The sequence below is a fragment of the Bacillus sp. SRL543 genome (assembly GCF_984799205.1).
In genome coordinates this window covers 3950523-3971594 of record NZ_OZ481794.1, presented here as the reverse complement: position 1 = coordinate 3971594, position 21072 = coordinate 3950523, and the positions used below count along the sequence as shown (strand labels likewise).

Genomic DNA, 21072 nt, shown 5'->3' with positions numbered 1-21072 from the left:
GAATGCCTACTCCTGAGAGGAATGAGACAAATGGTCCATAAAAGCAGACAAAAGCTCCGCAATTTCTTCAACTGGGGAAAAATTGTATTTCCGCTATCCAGCATCCGTTATTACCCTCCCCAATTCATCCTTAGGGACCCGATCATCCAGGGGGTCAAACGGGCATTCCGCAAAGGATCTGAGGTAGCTGTCGCGGTCTTTACTATAAAGAATCTGAGAGAGATTTCCGACCAGCTTGGACAAACCGGCTATTTTGCTTACATATCAAGCATTAAAAAGGAGTTCTGCCAGGCAATCCAGGACGAATTGAAGGAAGAGGAGGTCATTCTCCTTCATGACCATTACAGTGACGGACTTACTCTTTTCATTGAAGTGGGGCATGAACGCAATTGCATTTCTGAAATTGAGGGGATCATGAAAAAAATCCTCAGGGAATCTGAACGCAATCTCCTGCTGAGCCATCCTGCAGTCAATCCCCGGATTGAAACCGGATACATGTTTATTGAGAAAAAACACTATTCTATAGAAGAAGCTGTATTGAAAGCCCATCAGCAGGCGCTTGCCATGGCGGAAAAAAGAGTGCAGTCCGATTTCAATGAAATGCTTTACAGTATGAGCAAAATCGTCGCTAAGAAGGAGATACGCCTCCTCGCCCAGCCTATCCTTGATGTGGCTACAAAGGAAGTGAAGGCATGGGAGATGCTGACACGGGGGCCGGAGGGGACTCCGCTTGAAAATCCGCTTCAGCTCTTTTCGGTCGCAAGGCAGACTGGCATGCTCTACGACCTCGAAATGATCGTGATGGAAAAGATCATTGAACAGATTGAGACGACTGGCTGCCGGCAGGATATTTTTATCAACTTTACCCCGATCACCCTGGGCAACCAGCTTTTTGTCAGGGATATAAAAAAGCTGCTGGCCAGGCATAAAGGAATCGGCCCGCGGCAGATGACAATTGAGGTGACCGAAAGGGATTCGATTGAAGGAATGGAGTATTTTATTTACAATATAAAGGTACTCAGGACTTTAGGATTCCGGATCGCCATCGATGATACAGGAGCAGGGTATGCCAGCCTGAACTCCATTACGGAAATCATGCCGGACATCATCAAGATCGACCGTTCGGTCATTCAGAATATCGACAAAAATACGGTGAAGGAATCCATGCTTAAAGGCCTGCTCCTGGTGGCAAAAGAAACCGGCTCCCTAGTGGTGGCAGAAGGAATTGAAAGTGAAGAGGAGGCGACTGTCCTCTTCCGCAATAAGGTGGATCTGGCGCAGGGATATTTTTATGCCCGCCCAGATCTGCTTCAGAAAGGCCTGTTGTCATCATAGGGGCCAATTGAAAGGATGAACCTTTATGTACTTTGTGGACAGGGAAAAGATTGAAGAGATACTCGTATTTTTCGAAAAGCAAACCGCCCTTTTTGAGGAAAAAGACAAATGGGACAGCGAGATTGAACGTGCAGCACTTGAACGGATTTCCCAGCTGCTGATCGAAGCGATCCTTGATGTAGGCAACAGCATGATTGACGGCTTCATCATGAGGGACCCGGGAAGCTATGAAGATATCGTGGATATTCTTGAAGATGAAAAAGTGATTTCAGGCGGGATGGCAGGCAGCTATAAAGCGATGATCCAATACCGCAAGGAGCTGGTCCAAAACTATACAAACATCAGCCATGCGGAGCTGCAGGAGACTTTTGCTGATAAACTTGTGGATATTAAGAAATTTGCTCCTGCTGTCAGGTCATATATCCTTAACGAGCTTGGACCGGTTTCGGCTTTCAAGAACTGACCGGAGGAAGCTGAATCCTTTGGAGGGAAAAAGCTTTTCCTATATACTTAAAGCCAAGACCTTATGGTTTTGGCCTTGGCAGAATAAGATTCTGGACGAAAAAGGCTCTTGGAAAAGGGCTTTTTTTGCATTTTATTTTTAAACAGGGGCAAAACAAATCATGAATGAGGCAATTACAGGCAGGAGTTGGATATTTTGAAGGATTATAAAGGCTATTTAATTGATTTGGATGGGACTATGTACCGCGGAACAGAACTGATCCATGAGGCCGCTGATTTCGTCAAAAAGCTGAAAGAAAAAGGCATTCCTTATCTTTTCGTGACCAATAACTCATCACGCACTCCCCAGCAGGTTGCTGCGAAGCTGAGGGATTTTGACATCCCTGCTGAAGAAGAGCAAGTCTTTACGACAAGCATGGCAACAGCAAGCTTCATTGCAGAAGAAAAAAAGGATGCCTCTGTGTATGTCATCGGGGAAGAAGGAATCCGGACTGCGATTGAAGAGGAGGGCCTTTCGTTTGCAAATGAAGATGCAGATTATGTAGTTGTGGGAATCGACCGTTCCATCAACTATGAAAAGCTTGCCATCGGCTGCCTTGCAGTGCGCAGGGGCGCAAGATTCATTTCTACCAATGGCGACATCGCTCTCCCGACTGAAAGAGGCTTCCTTCCGGGCAACGGCTCTATCACCTCTGTGATAACCGTATCGACGCAAACCGAGCCGCTGTTCATCGGCAAGCCTGAATCAATCATCATGGAGCAGGCATTGAAGGTAATCGGCACCAGCAAAGAAGAGACGCTGATGGTAGGCGACAACTATGATACCGACATTCTGGCAGGGATGAATGCGGGGATGGATACCCTTCTTGTCCATACAGGCGTGACGACAAAGGAATTGCTCGAAGGTTATGAAAAGAAGCCGACATATGTCATGGATTCCCTTGACCAGTGGAAGCTGTAATATAAACGCAAAAGCAACGGCTGCAGAAATTCTGCAGTCTTTTTTTGTCTGATTTCTTCCCATATTCTTCTGTATCCCTTCCCAATTTGGTAACAGTTTAGTCATATTTGACCGGTAATATTAAAACCAAGCAAAGTATTAAATAATCTATTAGGAGGATTCAGAATGATGGATTCCAATGATAAATATAACCAGGAAGAAACAAAATCAAAGCAAAGGAAGGGGAAAGGCATATTGTCAGTTGTTGCAGCAGGGGTGATCGGTTCCGCTCTGACATTGTATGCGGCTCCTTACACAGGCTATATTAAGGATCACTTTCCAATGGCTTCAGCAAGCCAGGATGCTTCAGCTGGACAGGCTGCCAGCACGGGCGCTGCCGATCCCATCATACCAGAGCAGACCAGTGCAAAGACAGACGGCTCACTTGCAGATATGGTAGAACATGCATCGAAAGCGATTGTCGGAATCGTAAAATCAGAGAATCGAACCAATCAATTCTCAAACACCAGCCAGACGGTGGAAAGCGGTTCAGGCTCAGGTGTGATATTTAAAAAAGAGAATGGGAGCGCGTATATCCTCACAAACAATCACGTGGTAGAGGGGGCCAGCAAGATTGATATTTCCCTTCATGACGGCCAGAAAACAACAGCTGAGCTTGTTGGAGCAGATGCACTGACAGATTTGGCTGTGTTAAGGATGGATGAAAAGTATGCTGACAAGTTGCTGTCATTTGGCGATTCTTCCAAGCTAAGGCCTGGAGACCAGGTGCTGGCGATAGGAAATCCGCTCGGTCTTGATCTTTCCAGAACTGTTACACAGGGCATTGTGAGTGCAGTAGACCGTTCAATCTCTGTCGATACCTCGGCTGGAAGCTGGGATATGAATGTTATTCAGACAGATGCTGCAATCAATCCGGGGAACAGCGGAGGGGCACTGATTAACACCGCAGGGGAAGTAATAGGCATCAACAGTCTGAAGATTTCCGAAAGCGGAGTGGAAGGCCTTGGTTTCGCCATCCCTTCAAATGATCTTCAGCCGATCGTAGAGGAAATCATGGCAAATGGCAAAGTAGAGCGCCCTTATGCAGGGGTCGGTCTTGCCGGTCTTCAGGAAGTTCCTCAAGGGTATCTGCAAAACCTGCCGCAGAATGTCACTAAAGGAGCATTTATTGCCAATATAGATCCTGAATCTGCTGCAGCCAAGGCAGGCCTGAAAACGGGAGACGTAATTGTTTCCATTAATGATACAGAGGTTGGCAGTCCGGATGACTTCAGGAAGTATCTGTATACAAAGCTGAAAACAGGCGATAAAGCGGAGCTGTCACTCTACCGAAATGGGGAGAAAATGAATATCACCATGGAATTGGGAACCAAAACAATTACAGATTAAAAGTCCATCACCGGCCTGTATGCCGGCGGACATTTTAAATAATAGACTGGAAAGGAAGTTATGATGGGTTTTTTAACAAAGAAAATCGGATTAGGGATATTGGTGCTTATTTTGGCAGCTGCAGGTACTGCTGCCTTCTTTCTTTCAAAGGAGCCGGCGGTAGCAAGTGTAGGCGGCGAGAATATCAATAAGGATGAGCTTTACAGCCTTCTGGTCAAACAATATGGCGATGAGGCTCTGGATGCACTTGTAACAGATAAGATCATTGAACTGGAGTCAAAGAAGCAGAAAATATCGATAAGCGACAAGGAAAAAGAAGAAGAGCTGAAAGATCTGAAGAAATCATATGGCGGCGAGGAGGGCTTCAAAGCTGCCCTTGAGCAGAGCGGTGTGACAGAATCAGGCATAGCAGAGGATATTGAAAAGTATTTAAAAACAGAGAAGCTCCTCGAGCCGCGAATAGATTTAAAAGAAGATGAGATAAAAGCTTATTTTGATGAAAATAAAGACCAGTTCGCACAGCAGGAGCAGGTAAAGGCAAGTCATATTCTTGTAGAAGATGAAGCGACGGCAAAAGAAGTCAAAGCAAAGCTTGATAAAGGGGAGGACTTTGCTGATCTGGCGAAAGAATACTCAACCGATGCCTCCAATGCAGAAGCCGGCGGCGAGCTCGGCTATTTCGGAAAGGGAGAAATGGAGGCGGCCTTTGAGGAAGCTGCATTTGCCATGAAAGCCAATGAAATAAGCGGCCCAATTCAAACCGATTACGGCTACCATATCATTTTAGCAGAAGATAAAAAGGAAGCGAAAGAAGCTGTATACGAAGACAGCAAGGAAGCAGCGGAAAAGGCACTGTTTGATGAAAGGATGCAGACAGAGTATTACAACTGGCTTGAAGAGAAAAAGGAAGAATATAAGATCGAGAAAAATATGAATGCCTAAGATTTGGAACAGCCTTCCCCTTATTCCTGGATAATGACCACAGCAAAGCGAAATAGCTTGGCCGCTGCTTCAGGGATATGGGGCAGTGCTGCCCGAATTAATAAGGGAAATCGTCTTGGACAAAGCCTGATAGACAGACTATCAGGCTTTTGCTTGTAAGTTTAAACAGGCTGCACAGGCTGGCTGATGACCAGGTCTGCTCCTTCAAGCGGCCGGACAGTTTCTAAATAATGATCTTCTGCCTTCCAGTATCTGTTTTTGAATTTGTCCATTTTTTGTCTGACGGCTTCTTTTTCGCGTTTGAATCTTGCTTCTCTCGGACAGTCCAAGTAAACGATATAATCAAGATGATTTTTCCATTCGGGTCGCTGCATAAAGACGCCTTCGATGATGATAAGGCATTTCCGGGGGATGCTGGTATGTTCAAGGAAATGGCTGTCATTTTGTTCGTCATAAAATCTTAAGGCAAGCTCTTTTTCGGTATGTACCTTTGAAAACAGCTCTTGCTTTAAGTATTCTGCATCCCATTGAAGGGAGTAGTATTCGTACCATTCTTCGTGTCCTGTGTTGTATCTTTTGTTTCGGTCTTCTATATAATCATCCAGATGAAAGATGATTGCGGGATGTGCTTCTGCCTGCAGAGATTGTTTGAGCATATTTACGAGTGTGGTTTTTCCTGAGCGGCTGAGTCCGTCTATTCCTAGGATGAACCGGTCGTGCTGGAGCCCTTGTTTGAGGGCTTGTTTCAGCTGTTTGATTTCCATTTTTGCTCCTCCCGTTTCTTGTTCTCTCTGAATCTTAGCATGGAAGTTTTATAGTGTACAATTTTCCAGGATTGTAAAAACACTGCCTAAATGGGGGCTGTTGATTTGCGTTGCAGGCACTTCGCTTTCCGCGGGGCGAAGTTGAGCCTCCTCGCGCTGCGCGCTGTGGGGTCTCAACATTTTCGCTGCGATCCCGCAGGAGTCTTCGTGCCTTCCACTCCAATCAACAGGGTTTTTATAAATTTTTTGGGTGAATTTTTCTTTAGGGAAACAGGATTTTAGAGGAGTTTTTGTTGTAAAAGGGGGCTGTTGATTTGCGTTGCAGGCACTTCGCTTTCCGCGGGGCGAAGTTGAGCCTCCTCGCGCTGCGCGCTGTGGGGTCTCAACATTTTCGCTGCGATCCCGCAGGAGTCTTCGTGCCTTCCGCTCCAATCAACAGGGTTTTTATAAATTTTTGGGTAGGTTTTCTTTAGGAAAACGGGACGTTTTTTTAGAGGAGTTTTTGTTGTAAAAGGGGGCTGTTGATTAAAGTGAGGTGTGAAAATTAGGCGGAGAAATTCCGCTTAATTTTCAAATAGCCCTAAAAGTTGCTTGAATAGACGGAAAAATTCCGGCTATTTACTCGAAAAGCCTTGAAATGGGTATTTTTTCTTTACTTAGACGGAAAAACTCCGCTTAATTATACCGAATCAAGCTCTATTCTGATGGTTAACGGTAAAATTTCCGCTTATTTTTTCATATCAAGATAATCCACTAACTAAACGCCAATTTTTCACACATCCTCCAATAATGATTTTATACCCAGTCATTTACGAAAAAAAATTGGGGGATAAAAATTGCCAGCCTATTGATAAATCAATAAAAAACGCACTATGAGTTCAAGTGCGTTTTCTTATGTGTTTTACAAAGTGTGCATCGCTAAAGTAACCCCGTTACCCAACAGAGAGCTGTGTTTTCTTATCTTCTATTCCACCTTTGCAGCGCCATGGGCCAGGCGGCTTGAGGCTGCTGCTGCGATGGCGCCGACGATGTCATCGAGGAAGGTGTGGCATTTGCCGGAGGATTTATCGTTTAAGTCTTTCAGGATGCCGGGCTTCAGTTTATCGATATATCCGTAGTTGGTAAAGCCGATGCTGCCATAAACATTGACGATGGAGAAAGCGAGTACTTCGTCGACGCCATATAGGCTTTCATCGGTTTCTATGATTTTTTGGAGAGGCTGGTCCAGCATTCCTTTTTCACCGAGCATATCAAGCTGGATCCCGGTCAGGATGGCATTCTGGACTTCCCTTTTGGACAATACGCGCTCCACATTGTGCAGGCAGTCTTTCATTTCAAGATTCGGGTGGTATTTTTCCTGAAGAAAAAATACTAAATCTGCGATATCCTGTACGGTTACTCCTCTTTCAAGCAGCCATCTGCGTGCTGTCTGTTCTGTCAGGTCAACAACTTCTTTTTGTTCTTCAGACATTTGCCTCACCTTTTCTTGTTTTTTTCTAATATATATACCGTCAGAGCCGCAAATATACCTAACAGGGACATGCGGCTTCCCCAGGCCTGTCTACTTCATTTTTTCCACGGAGGCAGGGGTTATGCAAGAAACAAACAAGTTTTTGCAGCAGGCACATATAAATGAGGTATAAGCTAATTAGCGAATGATGAGGTGTTTCTATGCTCAGGCAAATGCTTAAGCAACATTTTGGCATACAGGCGGAGGAAGAATTGAGGATTGGGATGCATGAAGCGTTTAAAAAGGCTGACCAGCTTTATATACCGATGGAGGTTGGCTTGGAGGAAGAAGATCTGGCAGAGCTGAGCCTGATCGCCAGCCATCTGCAGCAAACCGGCGATAAGACCGTCAGCACTTTCCTGCAGACAACGGAAGGGAAGCACTCAAGCGTATGGGAGCAAAAGAGCTATTGTGTGCTGAAGTGCCCGAATGCACAGCCGCGCAAAGGTTATCAGTCAGGCAGGAAGCTTGCCAAATTTCATTACCGGGGCAGGCTTATTTCCTCCCCAATCACAAGGACAAGCAGAATCGGCCAGTGGAAGCAGCTGTGGGAAAAAAGGCTGGATCAGATGGAAAAGGTTTGGAATGCAATGCTTTTTCAGCAGCCGGAGCATGAGCTGGACCGGATGTTCCTGGAATCTTTCCCTTACTATATGGGCCTTGCTGAAAACTCTATCCAATACCTGGTCGATGCGGAGCTGGATGATGAGCCGGGGCCTGCGGACAGCGGGACAGTCTGCCATGAGCGTTTTGTATCCTCCACGTGGGGAAGTGATGACTATCTGATCAAAAGCCCGTTCGATTGGGTGTTTGATCATGCCAGCCGTGACTTGGCGGAATGGTCGAGGGAAAAGTACTTCAGGAACATCAAAACCTACCAGCCGGGGCTTACACAGTACCTGAAGGAATACCAGACAGTCGAGCCGCTTACCTCCTTTTCGTGGCGGCTGCTGTATGCCCGCCTCCTGTTCCCGCTTCACTATTTTGAGTGCATCGAGAATTATTATGGCAACCCAACCGAACATCAAAGGCATCTATCCGAGGAACAGCTGAACCGTTTTCTGCAGCATACCGGCGACCATGAAGAATTCCTGGGAAGGTTTTTTGAAATGGCAGAGGTTCCGGCAAGCAAACTGAAAATTCCTTCTGTAGACTGGCTGAATAGATAGCGGACCCGGCAGCACTCCCAAAAAGGCTTTTCCTTTGAATTGCCAATTCTTCCTTTTATAATAAGGAGGTAAAAACTTTTATGGCAACTGCTGGGAGGCTTAGATTAATGAAGGATTTAGTGTACATTACAAGAAAGCTGCCGGAAGAGACAATTGCCGGGCTGAACGATCGCTACCAAGTAGAGATGTGGGATAAGGAAGACATCCCGGTCCCGGCTGAAGTCCTTAGGGAAAAGGCTAAAGGGGCATCGGCACTCCTGACGATGCTTTCAGATTCCATAGATGGGGAATTGCTGGCTGAAGCAGGCAATTTAAAGGTTGTTGCCAATCTGGCAGTCGGTTATGACAATATAGATGTGAAGTCTGCAGCGGAGAAAGGAATCATTGTTGCCAATACTCCGGATGTGCTGACAGATACAACAGCCGATCTGACGTTTGCTTTATTGATGGCGGCTGCCCGTAGAATCACGGAAAGCGCAGAATATGTGAAAGAAGGTAGATGGAAGGGCTGGAGCCCGCTGCTGCTTGCCGGCCAGGATATCCATCATAAAACGATCGGCATTGTTGGCATGGGAAATATCGGCCAGGCAGTGGCAAAGCGTGCAAAGGGCTTCGACATGAACATCCTCTACCATAACAGGTCAAGGAGGCCTGAAGCGGAAGAAAAGCTCGGTGCTGTCTATGCTTCATTCGAGGAGCTGTGCGAGGAGTCCGATTATGTTGTATGTCTTGCCCCGCTAAATGAGTCTACGAAAAATCTGTTCACGGAAGAGACGTTCCGGAGAATGAAAAAGTCCGCAGTTTTCATCAATGCCGGCCGCGGAGCCATTGTGGATGAAGAGGCGCTTTACCATGCCCTTGCTGATGGGGAAATCAGCGGTGCCGGACTGGACGTATTTGTAAAAGAGCCGATTGGTACAGACCATCCGCTCCTCAGCCTGCCAAATGTTGTCGCTCTTCCACATATCGGAAGCTCCAGCACGGAAACAAGAATGGAAATGGCCAGGCTTTGTGCCGAGAATATCAATCTCGTTTTATCAGGCAAGCAGGCAAAAACGCCCGTACATATTTAATTCCTGATGGTGGCCCGGCTTTTCGCCGGGCTTTTGGTTTTATAAATATATCAGCATCATAAACAAACAATTTGATTAACAGCCATCGCACTTTGTCCCCTTTTGAAAAAAAGTTTGAACCTGCCAACACATACTCCCCCAATACAGTAAGCGATTCCATAAATATTTTTCTGAATATTGCCTATTGTAAAATTATCTGCCAAATTCTATAATGTCTACTATATAAATACAAATGTACACCTTAAAAGAACAATGGCGAGGGGGATAATAGATTGGAAGCTATTTCAGTTGGATTGTTAGGATTGGGGACTGTCGGATCAGGTGTTGTGAAAATCATTAAAAACCACCAGGATAAGCTGATGCATCAGGTAGGCTGTCCGGTTGAGGTTAAAAAAGTGCTTGTGCAGGATTTGAATAAGCAGCGCGAAGTGGATATTGAAGCCTCCCTGCTAACAGGAAGCCCGGAGGAAATCATCGATGATCCGGATATTGATATCATCATTGAGGTTATGGGGGGAATTGAGGATACAAGGAAGCACCTGCTTAGGGCGCTTGCCAATAAAAAGCATGTAGTGACAGCCAATAAAGATTTGATGGCCCTGTATGGTTCTGAACTTTTGACTGCTGCATCAGAAAATGGCTGCGATCTGTTTTATGAGGCCAGCGTTGCCGGGGGCATCCCTATTTTAAGAGGTCTTGCAGACGGTCTGGCCTCTGACCGCATCACCAAGATGATGGGCATTGTCAATGGGACAACCAATTATATTTTAACGAAGATGAGCCAGGATGGCAGTGCTTATGAAGATGTGCTGAAGGAAGCCCAGGAGCTGGGATATGCCGAAAGCGACCCGACATCAGATGTGGAGGGGCTCGATGCTGCAAGGAAAATGGCGATCCTGTCCACACTCGGCTTCTCGATGAAAATTGATCTGGATGATGTGAAAGTAAAAGGAATCACCGGGGTAACGGAAGAGGATCTGCAGTACGGAAAGCAGCTCGGCTATACGATGAAGCTGATCGGCATTGCCCACCGCGAAGGGGAAAAGGTGGAGGTCAGCGTGCAGCCGGCGCTTTTGGCAGAATCCCATCCGCTTGCCGGGGTAAATAATGAGTATAATGCGGTTTATGTATACGGCGAAGCGGTTGGCGAAACGATGTTTTACGGGCCGGGGGCAGGCAGCCTGCCGACAGCGACTGCAGTTGTATCCGATCTTGTCGGCGTCATGAAAAATCTGAGGCTTGGCGTGAACGGGAAGAGCGCTGTCAGCCCGCAGTATCCGAAGAAGCTTAAAGCTCCGTCCGAAATTTTCTCTAAATACTTTCTTCGGCTTCATGTCAAAGATGAAGTCGGTGTCTTTGGAGAACTGACATCTATTTTTTCAAAGCATTCTGTCAGCCTTGAAAAAATCCTGCAGCTGCCGGTAAAAGAAAAGGGGCTGGCTGAGATCGTTCTCGTCACCCATCAATCTTCTTTAAAGGATTATGAGGATATTCTTGCAAGCCTGAGGGATTTGCCTGCTGTTAATACGATTGAGAGCTCATACAGAGTAGAGGGGAGCGGGATGTAAATGCGCTGGGAAGGACTGCTGTCGGCTTATAAAGAATTTCTGCCTGTTAATGATGGAACACCTATGCTCTCCCTTAATGAAGGCAATACACCGCTGATCAAGCTGAACCGGATATCCCAGGAATGGGGGATTGAATTGTATGTGAAAACTGAGGGCAGCAATCCGACCGGCTCATTCAAGGACCGCGGCATGGTCATGGCTGTTGCCAAAGCAAAGGAAGCCGGCAGCAGTACGGTCATTTGTGCATCGACAGGAAATACATCTGCCGCAGCGGCAGCATATGCGGCAAGGGCCGGCATGAGATGCATTGTTGTCATTCCTGAAGGCAAGATTGCCATGGGGAAGCTTGCGCAGGCAATCATGTACGGAGCGGAGATCATTTCAATTGAAGGCAATTTTGACGAGGCGCTTGCCATGGTGCGCAGCATCAGCGAAACGGAGCCTGTCACTCTTGTGAATTCTGTCAATCCATACAGGCTGGAAGGGCAGAAAACGGCTGCCTTCGAAATTTGCGACCAGCTTGGGAGTGCGCCTGACATTCTCGCAATCCCTGTAGGAAATGCCGGCAATATCAGTGCCTACTGGAAAGGGTTTAAAGAATACAACCGAGCTAAACAGACTGGCCTTCCCCGGATGTTTGGCTTTGAGGCGGAAGGGGCCGCAGCCATTGTCCATGACAGAGTCTTTTCTGAGCCCGAAACGATTGCGACTGCCATCAGGATCGGAAACCCGGCAAGCTGGCAGCTGGCCGTGGATGCGAGGGACGAGTCAAAAGGGAAAATCGATGAAGTCAGCGATACAGAGATCCTTGGGGCGTACCGCAAGCTTGCAGCTACAGAGGGCATATTCGCGGAGCCGGCTTCGTGCGCATCGCTGGCCGGGATATATAAAAAGCTGCGTGAGGGTGAAATACCTCATGGCAGCAAAGTTGTTGCAGTCCTGACAGGGAACGGGCTGAAAGATCCGAACACAGCAATCGATACAAGCCTGGTAAAACCGGTTCTCCTGCCTAACGAGCTTGAAGCGGTCGCCGGCCATATCAGGGGAGCCGTGCACTCATGAGGGAGGGAGAGATGCTGTCCATCAGGGTGCCTGCAAGTACGGCCAATCTTGGACCGGGCTTTGATTCTGTCGGGCTTGCCCTGAGTTTATATTTGACCGTGGAGGCGGAGCGTTCAGGCCACTGGGAGGTTGTGCCGGAGAGCAGGTGCCTGGAGGGGTTCCCGAGGGATGGCAAGCATTTGATCGTCCAGGCTGCAAAGATGGCAGCCGAGCATTATTCTGCGGAGCTTCCGTCATGTTTGTTAAGGGTAAAAAGCGACATCCCCCTGGCCAGGGGCCTCGGTTCGAGCGGAGCAGCGATTGTCGCTGGAATAGAACTGGCTGATTCCTTATGCGGCTTAGAGCTTACCCGGCATGAAAAGCTGTCCCTCGCAGGCCGGATGGAGGGGCATCCGGACAATGTGGGGGCCTCTATCTTTGGCGGGCTGGTGATCGGTTATCAAGCGGGAGAAGAAGTGCTGGCATCCGCTTTCCATGATCTTGGCTTTGAGGTGCTGGCGGTCGTTCCCCAGGAGGAGCTGCTGACGAAAGAATCAAGGGGGGCCCTGCCGGCAAGCTTGTCCCATCAAGAGTCGGTCCTGGCCGGCGCTGCTGCCAATCTACTCATAGCCGCTCTTCTTCAGGGCAATTATGAGCTGGCGGGAAAGATGATGCAGAAGGATTTGTATCACCAGCCGTACAGAAGAAAGCTTGTTCCCCATCTTGCCATGATTGAAGAGAAAGCAGCAGCTCTCGGCATCTTTGGAACTGCTTTGAGCGGAGCAGGACCAGCCGTAGTCTGCTTCATTGCCCGTGAAAAAGGGGATGAAGCTGCTGATGGACTAAGCAGGATGCTGCCGCAGATGGAAGTGCTGCGCTTAGCCATTGATCAGAAGGGCAGTACAGTATCCCGGCATGCAGTTTCTGGACGGTAATATAAGCAGAGGCGCCATCCATAAAAAAAAGCGATCCGCCGCAGGCGTGATCGCTTTATTATTGAAATGTCTCAGAATACCTGTTCTACTTCTACAACTCCAGGGACTTCTTCTAAAAGGGCACGTTCAATCCCTGCTTTTAAAGTAATGGTTGAACTAGGGCAGCTGCCGCACGCTCCAAGCAAACGAAGCTTAACGATGCCGTCTTCTACATCAACCAATTCACAGTCTCCTCCATCGCGAAGAAGAAACGGACGCAATTTATCTAATACTTCCTGAACATCTGATATGATATCTTGTTCCATTAAAATCGACTCCTTTCCTACTACTTATTATAATCACTGTCGAGCCAAAAATCTATTCCCCAATCTTCAAATCCAATAATCGTTAATTTTTTTTCTATATGATTATCAAACTCCCATCAGGTAAAATAGACATAAAGGGGTGGAAATAATGGACAGAAAGTCAGTCGAAATCATTGTATACGGTGCAGAGCAATTGTGCCCAAGCTGTGTGAACCTGCCATCATCTAAAGAAACCTATGAATGGCTGGAGGCTGCGGTCAGCCGGAAGTTTGCCAATCAGCCTTTTTCCATCAGTTATGTGGATATCCATAATCCTCCTGAAGATGAGGCAAAGAGGGACTTTGCGCTGCGGGTGATTGAGGAGGATATGTTCTATCCGGTCGTTTTGATCGGCGATGAAGTGGTCGGCGAGGGCAATCCGAAGCTGAAAACGATTTTCGCCAAGATGGAGGACTGCGGTTATACGCCAGCTTCATGAATGGGAAAAAGGAGATATCTTCTTGAATGGGGGCTGTTGATTTCCGTTGCAGGCACTTCGCTTTCCGCGGGGCGGCGCTGAGCCTCCTCAGAGCAAGCTCTTGCGGGGTCTCAGCATTGCCGCTGCGATCCCGCAGGAGTCTGCGTGCCTTGCACTCCAACCAACAGGTCTTCGAAATGTTGAGGCAGCTCTGCAATGGTACAGGTACCTTCCTTTCCGCGGGTCGGCGTTTTATTATTATTTTTTAAAATTTATAAAAAGATATTTTGCACAGTTCCATTCAAATCAAAAAGGAGTACGGATGTTTCCATCCGTACTCCTTTGCTGTGCTTGATCAGCCATTATGATATTTGTACATCCACAGGATCCCAGATTTAAGCAGTCTGGCGACGCGGCCAGTGATTGGCCTTTCGGCGACAAGGCCGAAACCATGCTTTTTGCCGAGTGAGCCAAGGACGCCTTTTAGCTTGATGACCGGAAGGGATTCCGGAAGCTCCTCGCCTTTCCAGCGCTTGAGGAGGATCTGGACAATCTGTTCTGCCTGGCCTTCGGCAAGCTGTGCGCTTGGTGCATGCGGCAGGCTTGCGCAGTCTCCAACAACATACACATGCTCATTGCCGGGGATATTATGATGTTTTGTGAGCACGACACGGCCCTGTGCATCTTTTTCCACCGGCAGGTCGCGGACAACCTTACTTGGCTGGATTCCTGCTGTCCATACGATAGCATCGCACTGAATGGGCTCGTCATGGTTATAAAGGATGTTTTCTTCTACACGGGTAATGTTGGAATTATTGATGATTTCAACTCCGTGGTTGTCAAACCAATTTTCCACATAAGTGCTTAGTCTTTCAGGGAAAGCGGAAAGAATATGATTCCCTCTGTCAAACAGTTTCACTTTCAGATCCGGCCGGCTTTCGTTCAGCTCAGATGCCAGCTCCACTCCGCTCAGTCCTGCCCCGACGATGGCAACGACAGATCCCGGCGGCAGATTGTTCAATGTTTCATAAGTGCGGCGTGATTTTTCGATTGTCTGGATGCTGTAGGTGTGTACATCTGCTCCTGGGACATTGTGGTACTTGTCCTCGCATCCAAGTCCGATGATAAGGTCATCATAGGAAACAGGCTTTTCATCTGACAGGTTTACCTGCTGGTTTTCAAGGTCGATGCCGGAGATTTCTCCGTATTTGATCTTGAGGCGCGGATGTTCAGGGAAAGCAACCCGTACATGCTGATCAGAGATCGTTCCTGCTGCCAATGCATAATATTCAGTTTTAAGGCAGTGGTAAGGCACCCGGTCAATCAGTGTAATGCTTGTATCTTCCGGTAATGTGTTCGGGAGCAGACGGGCAAGGGCTCTCATGCCGCCATATCCCCCGCCAAGTATGACAAGATTTTTCATAACCAAATTTCCCCTTTTGTCCAGTATGTAAGCAGCTATAGTAATATAGTAAAATAATAGAAAATACAAAGACGGTATAAAAAATTAAACGTTTACATTATTATATTAGCAAAATAATTAGAATTTTAATTCACAAGGAAATTCATGAAACAACATAAAAAGTATAACGAAATTATGGCTAAATCACAACACATATCTGAATAATCCAGGCAAAAGTCGACATTATACGCCTTATGATCATGCATTAATGATAATTCAGTGCTTTTTGAGTATATGACTGTATGCCTTTGCTTGCGTTTTATCCTGAAACCAAGTACGATTAACAATTAGTAGAGAGGTGAAAAGATATGATTCAGCCAATCATAGAATTTTGCATCAGCAACCTGGCAAGCGGTGCACAAAAGGCACTGGAAACCCTTGAAAAGGATCCGGACCTGGATGTGATTGAGTATGGCTGCCTGGGATACTGCGGAAAATGCGCTAGCTCTTTATATGCCCTGGTGAACGGCGAGGTTGTAACAGGAGAGACGCCGGATGAACTGGTGGAAAACATATATCAATTCCTGGATGAAAATCCAATGTTTTAATATAAAAGGCCGCATTTGTATGCGGCCTTTTCGCTTTTTGTGGAGGGAGAACATTAGACAGTGTGCTTCCTGCTTTCCCTCATTTCATGCCAGCGCTCCCTTGCCATGTCGATGATCCCTGGCTCAAGTGAACGGCTTTGCTGTTCAATCACTTTGGAGAAAAACTTTACCGCCTGTTCATTGCTGCCTGTTTTCCTGGAAAGTTCTGCAATGAGATAGAGAAGCTTCGTTTCAGAGAGCTGGGTTCCCTGGAAGTCCCCGCTTGAATAAGATTCAACATATTCATGGGCAGCCAGTTTCATAAAGCGCAGCTCCTGGTTTTCATCCCCGGCAACTCTGTAAAGCCAGGCCAGGCGCATATACAGCCCGGCAATTGAAACATGCTTTTCCTTTTTCAGCAAGGCTGAGTAGACAGCCAGCTTGTATGTCTGGATTGCTTCATTACGGCTCCGCTTCCTGCCAAAGTCCCGGGGTTTCCATTGGCTGGTGATCTTTTCATTGATCTGTTCCTTTGATCCCGTGGGAAAATAAGGGCTGAATTCCTCTGAAAAAGAGAAGCCGCATTGAGGGCATACTTGTATGTAATAGAATATCGGATTGCTTTCATCTGAGTCATAAAAAGGAAGAAAATCAGTGTCATAGCCTTTGATTTTTACAAAGCGGGAACGGACCTTCTGGCTTGTAAAAGTGTTCCTGCAAACAGGGCAGCTGCAGCTTTTTCCATACAATGGTTCCAGTACGGCCAATTTTCTCACCTTCCTTTATTCTTTAGTGGGTTTATTATACCATAAACCAAAGGCTGATTAGGTAAAAAGATCTACTTGAGCTGCGATTTTGATAAAAGGGCTTCGAAAATGAAGCCTGCTCAGTTGAGTCCCGCTCAAAGTCTGTATATACTATATATAAGAGTAAAACCTCAAGATTAAGGAGGATTTAAAATGGAAAACCAAATTGTTGAAATTACTGAAGCTGCGGCTTTTCAAATTAAAGATATGATGAAGCAAAATGAAGAGGAAAATGCTTATCTGCGGGTTGCTGTAAAAGGCGGGGGCTGCAGCGGGCTGTCATACGGAATGGGCTTCGCACATGAAATTGAAGAAAATGATGCCCAGTTTGAGCTCCATGGCCTGCAAGTCCTTGTCAGCAAGGAAGATGCTGCCATCCTTAATGGCACTAAGATCGACTATAAGCAATCTATGATGGGCGGGGGCTTTACAATCGACAATCCCAATGCTATCGCCTCCTGCGGCTGCGGTTCTTCCTTTAGAACGGCTAAGAATGCAGGTTCTCCCGAAAATTGCTGATTCCTTAATGCCATACTATATACGGCAGAACGCTTCCTGACCTCAATAGAGCCTATCGGGAAGCGTTTTTTTATGGAAATAGAGAAGTGGAGGAAGGAGAATGAAGCTTTTTCAATACACGAAGGGGTCTGAGTGCGAGTTTGGGCGCAGCCCGATTATCCTGACACCGGCAGGGACCATTTCATTTGACCTTCGAATCAAAGGTCATATCCTATCCAGCCTTCAGAGCAGACCATCCTGTTTTCAGCTGGAGCATGGAGAATTACTACTGAGATATTCACATAAGGATTACATAGCCGAGCTTCTTATCTGCAAGCCTGCCATCAGCATTCCTCCACATATGCAAATAGAAGGAGCAGCAGCTGCTGTATGGAGGCTGAGAGCACGGCATGATTTAAAAGATTGTGTATTTGAGGCAGAGATGGAACCTAAAGGAAGCAGCGGGTGGCCGGAAAGCGGAGAAAGGCTTGAGGCGGTGACCTGGGAGCATGAGGGATGGAAGCTCACTCTTGGCACAGAGGATGGGACCGTCTTAGTCCATAGGGCAAAAATGCAGGATATGATGCCGGATCGATTCAATGCTGAGGATGAAATTTCCCAGCATCAGATTGTACGGTATATGCCGAATGGATTCGAAGTCCCGATTCCCGGATTGAAAAAGGGCGAACTGTGCCAGGTTCATTTTGTAGCTGCGTGGAACCGCCCCCAGGAAGCTGAAGATGCTGCATCATGGTTTGCTGTCGATAAAACCGGACGGGAAATCCTCGAAGGAACACGATTGTACTAATTTGGGCTGCCAGGCAGCATCCATTTTTCAAGGGAAGAGGATGTTCGCACTGCCGGCTTGTCTCCCTCCTGCATAAGATGAAACATATCTTGCTGCAGAGGGGGTGAAACTATGAGCTGCTGGTATAATGACAATGTAGCAGGCTTATCGGGCGGCAGGCACTGGAGAAACGAAGATGTAGCTGGAGAATCCGACCGCCGCCATTCTAAAAGGAGCGATGTAGCCGGAGAGTCTGAAGATCGTTTTAAGGTAAAAGTTAATGCGTATATTGACAGCAGGGAATTTTGCCGTGCTGTAAGGCGCTGCCTGGCTGATGACGTAGCCGGAGCAGAAACAGACCGCCGCAGAAAACGCAGACACTATTGGTAAGAAATAAAAGCGGCCCCGCCGGAGGTTCTCTCTGGCGGGGCCATTTATTGCTTATTTATCAAACAAGGACGTGCTGTGGAGAGGCTGCACCCGTGCTTTAGGATCAATAAGGGCCTTGGCATTGTTCACTGCAGTCGGCGCTTCTCCAAAACCGGAAGCGATCAGCTTCACTTTGCCGTCATATGTGCAAATATCGCCTGCGGCGTAAATGCCTGGTATGTTTGTCTCCATTTTGCTGTTGACGACAATATTATTTTTTTCAATTTCAAGGCCCCATTCTTTGATCGGGCCAAGCGATGATACAAAACCGTAGTTGACGATGACGGCATCAACATCGATAGCTTCTTTTTCTTCCCCTTTGGCATCCTGGATGATCACCTGGGAGATGCCGTCCTCATTGCCTATCAGTTCGGCAGGAACAAACGGTGTCTTGATTTCAACCTTTGAATTGTGAAGGTTTTCTACACTGTGCTCGTGGGCGCGGAACTTGTCGCGCCTGTGGATGATCTTCACGTTCTCTGCGATCGGCTCAAGCATCAAGGCCCAGTCCACCGCTGAATCGCCTCCTCCGAAAACAACTACTTTCTTGCCGGAGAAATGGTTCAGATCATCAATGAAGTAATGCAGGTTCTTGCCTTCGTATTGCGGAGCCGAGTCAAGCTCAAGGCGGCGGGGCTGGAATGCGCCATTTCCGGCCGTGATGATGACCGTCTTTGTATAGTGAATTTCTTTGTTGGTGGTTAGCTTGAAAATGCCATCCGGCTGTTTTTCGAGCTTTTCTACCGACTGCTCCAGGGAAACCGTCGGTTCGAATTTCTTCATCTGCTCTTTCAGATTATCCACGAGTTCTTGCGCACGCACCTTCGGGAAACCGGCTACATCATATATGTATTTCTCCGGATAAAGAGCTGACAGCTGCCCGCCAAGCTGGGGAAGGCTTTCAATTATTTTAACAGATGCCTGCCTCATGCCGCCGTAAAAAGCAGTGAACAGCCCGACAGGCCCTCCGCCGATAATCGTTATATCGTAGATTGTTTGATCTTCCTTCACACTAATCACCTCAACATATGTAGTAACATTTCTAGCTTTCATCATACCATAAATAATGAAAAACCTCACATAGCAGGACTGCGAGTTGTTGGAATAATGAGAAAAATTAAGCAAAAAACTTAATTTTCTCAATAGGATATATTCGTATTTTTAACCTTGAAAAACAGATGGAAAAAGAATATTATGTATTATAGACATATACTTTGTGACAAATTTCGGACATTTTTTTGCTCTGCTTCGTGAAGAACATCACAAACTTTTTTCTTGTACTTATAAAATAAAAACTCATAAAGCAGTGGAAGATAAGAAAAAGCAGAAGAGTTTTCGAAAATACTAATAAAGGTGGAAGTGATACGCTTTGAAAAAGCCAAAAATAGTAATACTAGGTGCCGGATACGGCGGATTGATGGTTGCAACACGTTTGCAAAAGCAGGTTGGAGTGAATGAAGCAGAAATCGTACTGGTGAACAAGAACGACTATCACTATGAAACGACTTGGCTGCATGAAGCTTCTGCAGGTACGCTGCATCATGATCGTGTTCGCTATGATGTTAAAAATGTCATTGACCGGAACAAAATCGAATTTGTCCAGGGTACTGCTGTTGAAATCAAAACTGAAGAAAAAAAGGTCATCCTGGAGGAAGGCGAAGTAACATATGACTACCTGGTCGTTTCCCTTGGTGCAGAGCCGGAAACATTCGGCATCAAAGGCCTGGATGTACATGCTTTCTCTATTATAAATGTCAATGCCGCAAGACAGATCCGCGAGCATATTGAATATCAATTTGCCACTTACAATACTGAAGTAGAGAAGAAGGATGAAAGGCTGACCATTGTAGTCGGCGGCGCCGGCTTCACAGGCATTGAATTCCTTGGCGAGCTGGCAAACAGAGTGCCGGAGCTGTGCAAGGAATATGATGTGGACTACAGCAAGGTTAAAATCATCTGTGTTGAAGCTGCTCCTACGGTCCTGCCTGGCTTTGACCCTGAGCTTGTCAATTATGCAGTCTCCCACCTGGAGAAAAAAGGCGTTCAATTCCTGATTGGCACTGCCATCAAAGAATGCAGCGAAGATGGAATCACTGTCGGAAAAGGCGACGAAGAAGTTGAGCATATCAAAGCAGGCACTGTTGTCTGGGCAGCAGGTGTACGCGGAAACTCCATCATCGAAAACTCAGGTATTGAAGCGATGCGCGGGCGCGTTAAGGTTCAGCCTGATCTGAGGGTTCCCGGCCATGAAGATCTTTTCATCATCGGCGACTGCTCATTGATCATCAATGAAGAAATCAACCGTCCTTACCCTCCTACTGCTCAAATCGCTATGCAGCAGGGAGAGGTATGTGCGCGCAATATTGTTGCCTTGATCCGCAACAAGGGCGAGCTTGAAACTTTCACTCCTGACATCAAAGGTACAGTGTGTTCATTGGGTGAAGACGACGCCATCGGTGTTGCTTTCGGCAAGAAATTGGTAGGATCAAAAGCTTCTTTCATGAAGAAAATGATCGACAACCGTGCCCTCTTCATGATTGGCGGACCTGGGCTTGTCCTGAAAAAAGGCAAATTCAATATCTTTTAATAAAAGCTGCCGGGGATCATTTCCCCGGTATTTTTGTGTCCAAAACCGAGAGCTTTGCTACAATA

The 21072-nt window shown here is 46.8% G+C and carries 21 protein-coding genes and 1 pseudogene; 16 read left to right on the top strand and 6 right to left on the bottom strand.

What is annotated here, in order from left to right; genetic code table 11:
• Positions 1-21 precede the first annotated feature (21 nt).
• From AC4E8B_RS20335 to AC4E8B_RS20315, 5 genes are all read left to right on the top strand, one after another.
• On the top strand, positions 22-1335 hold the full coding sequence (locus AC4E8B_RS20335; RefSeq protein ID WP_490215194.1) for an EAL domain-containing protein: 1314 nt from the start codon (positions 22-24) through the stop codon (positions 1333-1335).
• Positions 1336-1360: 25 nt separating this feature from the next.
• Positions 1361-1798, top strand: a complete 438-nt coding sequence (locus AC4E8B_RS20330) for a DUF86 domain-containing protein (protein ID WP_490215192.1) — start codon at positions 1361-1363, stop codon at positions 1796-1798.
• Between the two features lie 195 nt (positions 1799-1993).
• The gene (locus AC4E8B_RS20325) at positions 1994-2758 is read left to right on the top strand and encodes a TIGR01457 family HAD-type hydrolase (RefSeq protein ID WP_490215191.1); all 765 of its coding nucleotides are present in this window, start codon (positions 1994-1996) and stop codon (positions 2756-2758) included.
• A 165-nt stretch (positions 2759-2923) separates the two neighbouring features.
• Positions 2924-4147, top strand: a complete 1224-nt coding sequence (locus AC4E8B_RS20320; protein WP_490215190.1) for a S1C family serine protease — start codon at positions 2924-2926, stop codon at positions 4145-4147.
• Positions 4148-4207: 60 nt separating this feature from the next.
• A complete protein-coding gene (locus AC4E8B_RS20315) occupies positions 4208-5089 on the top strand; it encodes a peptidylprolyl isomerase (RefSeq protein ID WP_490215189.1) in 882 nt (293 codons plus the stop codon).
• Positions 5090-5250: 161 nt separating this feature from the next.
• On the opposite strand, the gene AC4E8B_RS20310 is transcribed toward AC4E8B_RS20315, so the two are convergent.
• Complete coding sequence (locus AC4E8B_RS20310; protein ID WP_490215188.1) at positions 5251-5853, bottom strand: kinase; 603 nt, start codon at positions 5851-5853, stop codon at positions 5251-5253.
• Positions 5854-6817: 964 nt separating this feature from the next.
• A complete protein-coding gene (locus tag AC4E8B_RS20305) occupies positions 6818-7324 on the bottom strand; it encodes a phosphatidylglycerophosphatase A family protein (RefSeq protein WP_009791447.1) in 507 nt (168 codons plus the stop codon).
• A gap of 212 nt (positions 7325-7536) precedes the next feature.
• Between AC4E8B_RS20305 and yutH the strand changes: the two genes are divergently transcribed.
• From yutH to thrB, 5 genes are all read left to right on the top strand, one after another.
• Positions 7537-8532, top strand: a complete 996-nt coding sequence (gene yutH, locus AC4E8B_RS20300) for a spore coat putative kinase YutH (protein WP_490215187.1) — start codon at positions 7537-7539, stop codon at positions 8530-8532.
• Between the two features lie 107 nt (positions 8533-8639).
• On the top strand, positions 8640-9605 hold the full coding sequence (locus AC4E8B_RS20295) for a 2-hydroxyacid dehydrogenase (RefSeq protein ID WP_490215186.1): 966 nt from the start codon (positions 8640-8642) through the stop codon (positions 9603-9605).
• Between the two features lie 272 nt (positions 9606-9877).
• Positions 9878-11173: a homoserine dehydrogenase gene (locus AC4E8B_RS20290; RefSeq protein ID WP_490215185.1), complete on the top strand. Its 1296-nt coding sequence runs from the start codon at positions 9878-9880 to the stop codon at positions 11171-11173.
• The gene (thrC, locus tag AC4E8B_RS20285; RefSeq protein ID WP_490215184.1) at positions 11174-12235 is read left to right on the top strand and encodes a threonine synthase; all 1062 of its coding nucleotides are present in this window, start codon (positions 11174-11176) and stop codon (positions 12233-12235) included.
• On the top strand, positions 12232-13149 hold the full coding sequence (gene thrB, locus AC4E8B_RS20280) for a homoserine kinase (protein ID WP_490215183.1): 918 nt from the start codon (positions 12232-12234) through the stop codon (positions 13147-13149). The genes thrC and thrB overlap by 4 nt, the downstream gene beginning before the upstream one ends.
• A gap of 71 nt (positions 13150-13220) precedes the next feature.
• Here the strand turns inward: thrB and AC4E8B_RS20275 are convergent.
• Positions 13221-13433, bottom strand: a pseudogene (locus tag AC4E8B_RS20275) (NifU family protein); the annotation flags it as partial.
• A gap of 169 nt (positions 13434-13602) precedes the next feature.
• Here AC4E8B_RS20275 and AC4E8B_RS20270 point away from each other — a divergent pair.
• A complete protein-coding gene (locus tag AC4E8B_RS20270) occupies positions 13603-13932 on the top strand; it encodes a YuzD family protein (RefSeq protein ID WP_490215182.1) in 330 nt (109 codons plus the stop codon).
• Between the two features lie 334 nt (positions 13933-14266).
• Here the strand turns inward: AC4E8B_RS20270 and AC4E8B_RS20265 are convergent, their stop codons facing one another.
• Complete coding sequence (locus AC4E8B_RS20265; RefSeq protein WP_490215181.1) at positions 14267-15334, bottom strand: NAD(P)/FAD-dependent oxidoreductase; 1068 nt, start codon at positions 15332-15334, stop codon at positions 14267-14269.
• Positions 15335-15681: 347 nt separating this feature from the next.
• On the opposite strand from AC4E8B_RS20265, the gene AC4E8B_RS20260 reads away from it, so the two are divergent.
• Entirely contained in the window at positions 15682-15921 is a 240-nt protein-coding gene (locus AC4E8B_RS20260; RefSeq protein WP_490215180.1) for a YuzB family protein, read from the top strand.
• Positions 15922-15974: 53 nt separating this feature from the next.
• Here AC4E8B_RS20260 and AC4E8B_RS20255 read toward each other — a convergent pair whose 3' ends face one another.
• On the bottom strand, positions 15975-16667 hold the full coding sequence (locus AC4E8B_RS20255) for a DUF2225 domain-containing protein (RefSeq protein ID WP_490215179.1): 693 nt from the start codon (positions 16665-16667) through the stop codon (positions 15975-15977).
• Positions 16668-16859: 192 nt separating this feature from the next.
• Here AC4E8B_RS20255 and AC4E8B_RS20250 point away from each other — a divergent pair, with 192 nt between their 5' ends.
• The 3 genes from AC4E8B_RS20250 (at position 16860) to AC4E8B_RS20240 (ending at position 18381) form a co-directional block, all read left to right on the top strand.
• On the top strand, positions 16860-17225 hold the full coding sequence (locus tag AC4E8B_RS20250) for a HesB/IscA family protein (protein ID WP_490215178.1): 366 nt from the start codon (positions 16860-16862) through the stop codon (positions 17223-17225).
• Positions 17226-17325: 100 nt separating this feature from the next.
• Positions 17326-18012, top strand: coding sequence for a hypothetical protein (locus AC4E8B_RS20245; protein ID WP_490215177.1), 687 nt, complete (start codon positions 17326-17328; stop codon positions 18010-18012).
• A 111-nt stretch (positions 18013-18123) separates the two neighbouring features.
• On the top strand, positions 18124-18381 hold the full coding sequence (locus tag AC4E8B_RS20240; protein ID WP_490215175.1) for a hypothetical protein: 258 nt from the start codon (positions 18124-18126) through the stop codon (positions 18379-18381).
• A 51-nt stretch (positions 18382-18432) separates the two neighbouring features.
• On the opposite strand, the gene AC4E8B_RS20235 is transcribed toward AC4E8B_RS20240, so the two are convergent.
• A complete protein-coding gene (locus AC4E8B_RS20235) occupies positions 18433-19431 on the bottom strand; it encodes an NAD(P)/FAD-dependent oxidoreductase (protein ID WP_490219803.1) in 999 nt (332 codons plus the stop codon).
• Positions 19432-19789: 358 nt separating this feature from the next.
• Between AC4E8B_RS20235 and AC4E8B_RS20230 the strand changes: the two genes are divergently transcribed.
• Positions 19790-21007 (top strand): NAD(P)/FAD-dependent oxidoreductase, encoded by a 1218-nt coding sequence (locus tag AC4E8B_RS20230; protein ID WP_490215174.1) that lies wholly within the window; start codon positions 19790-19792, stop codon positions 21005-21007.
• Positions 21008-21072: the final 65 nt, after the last annotated feature.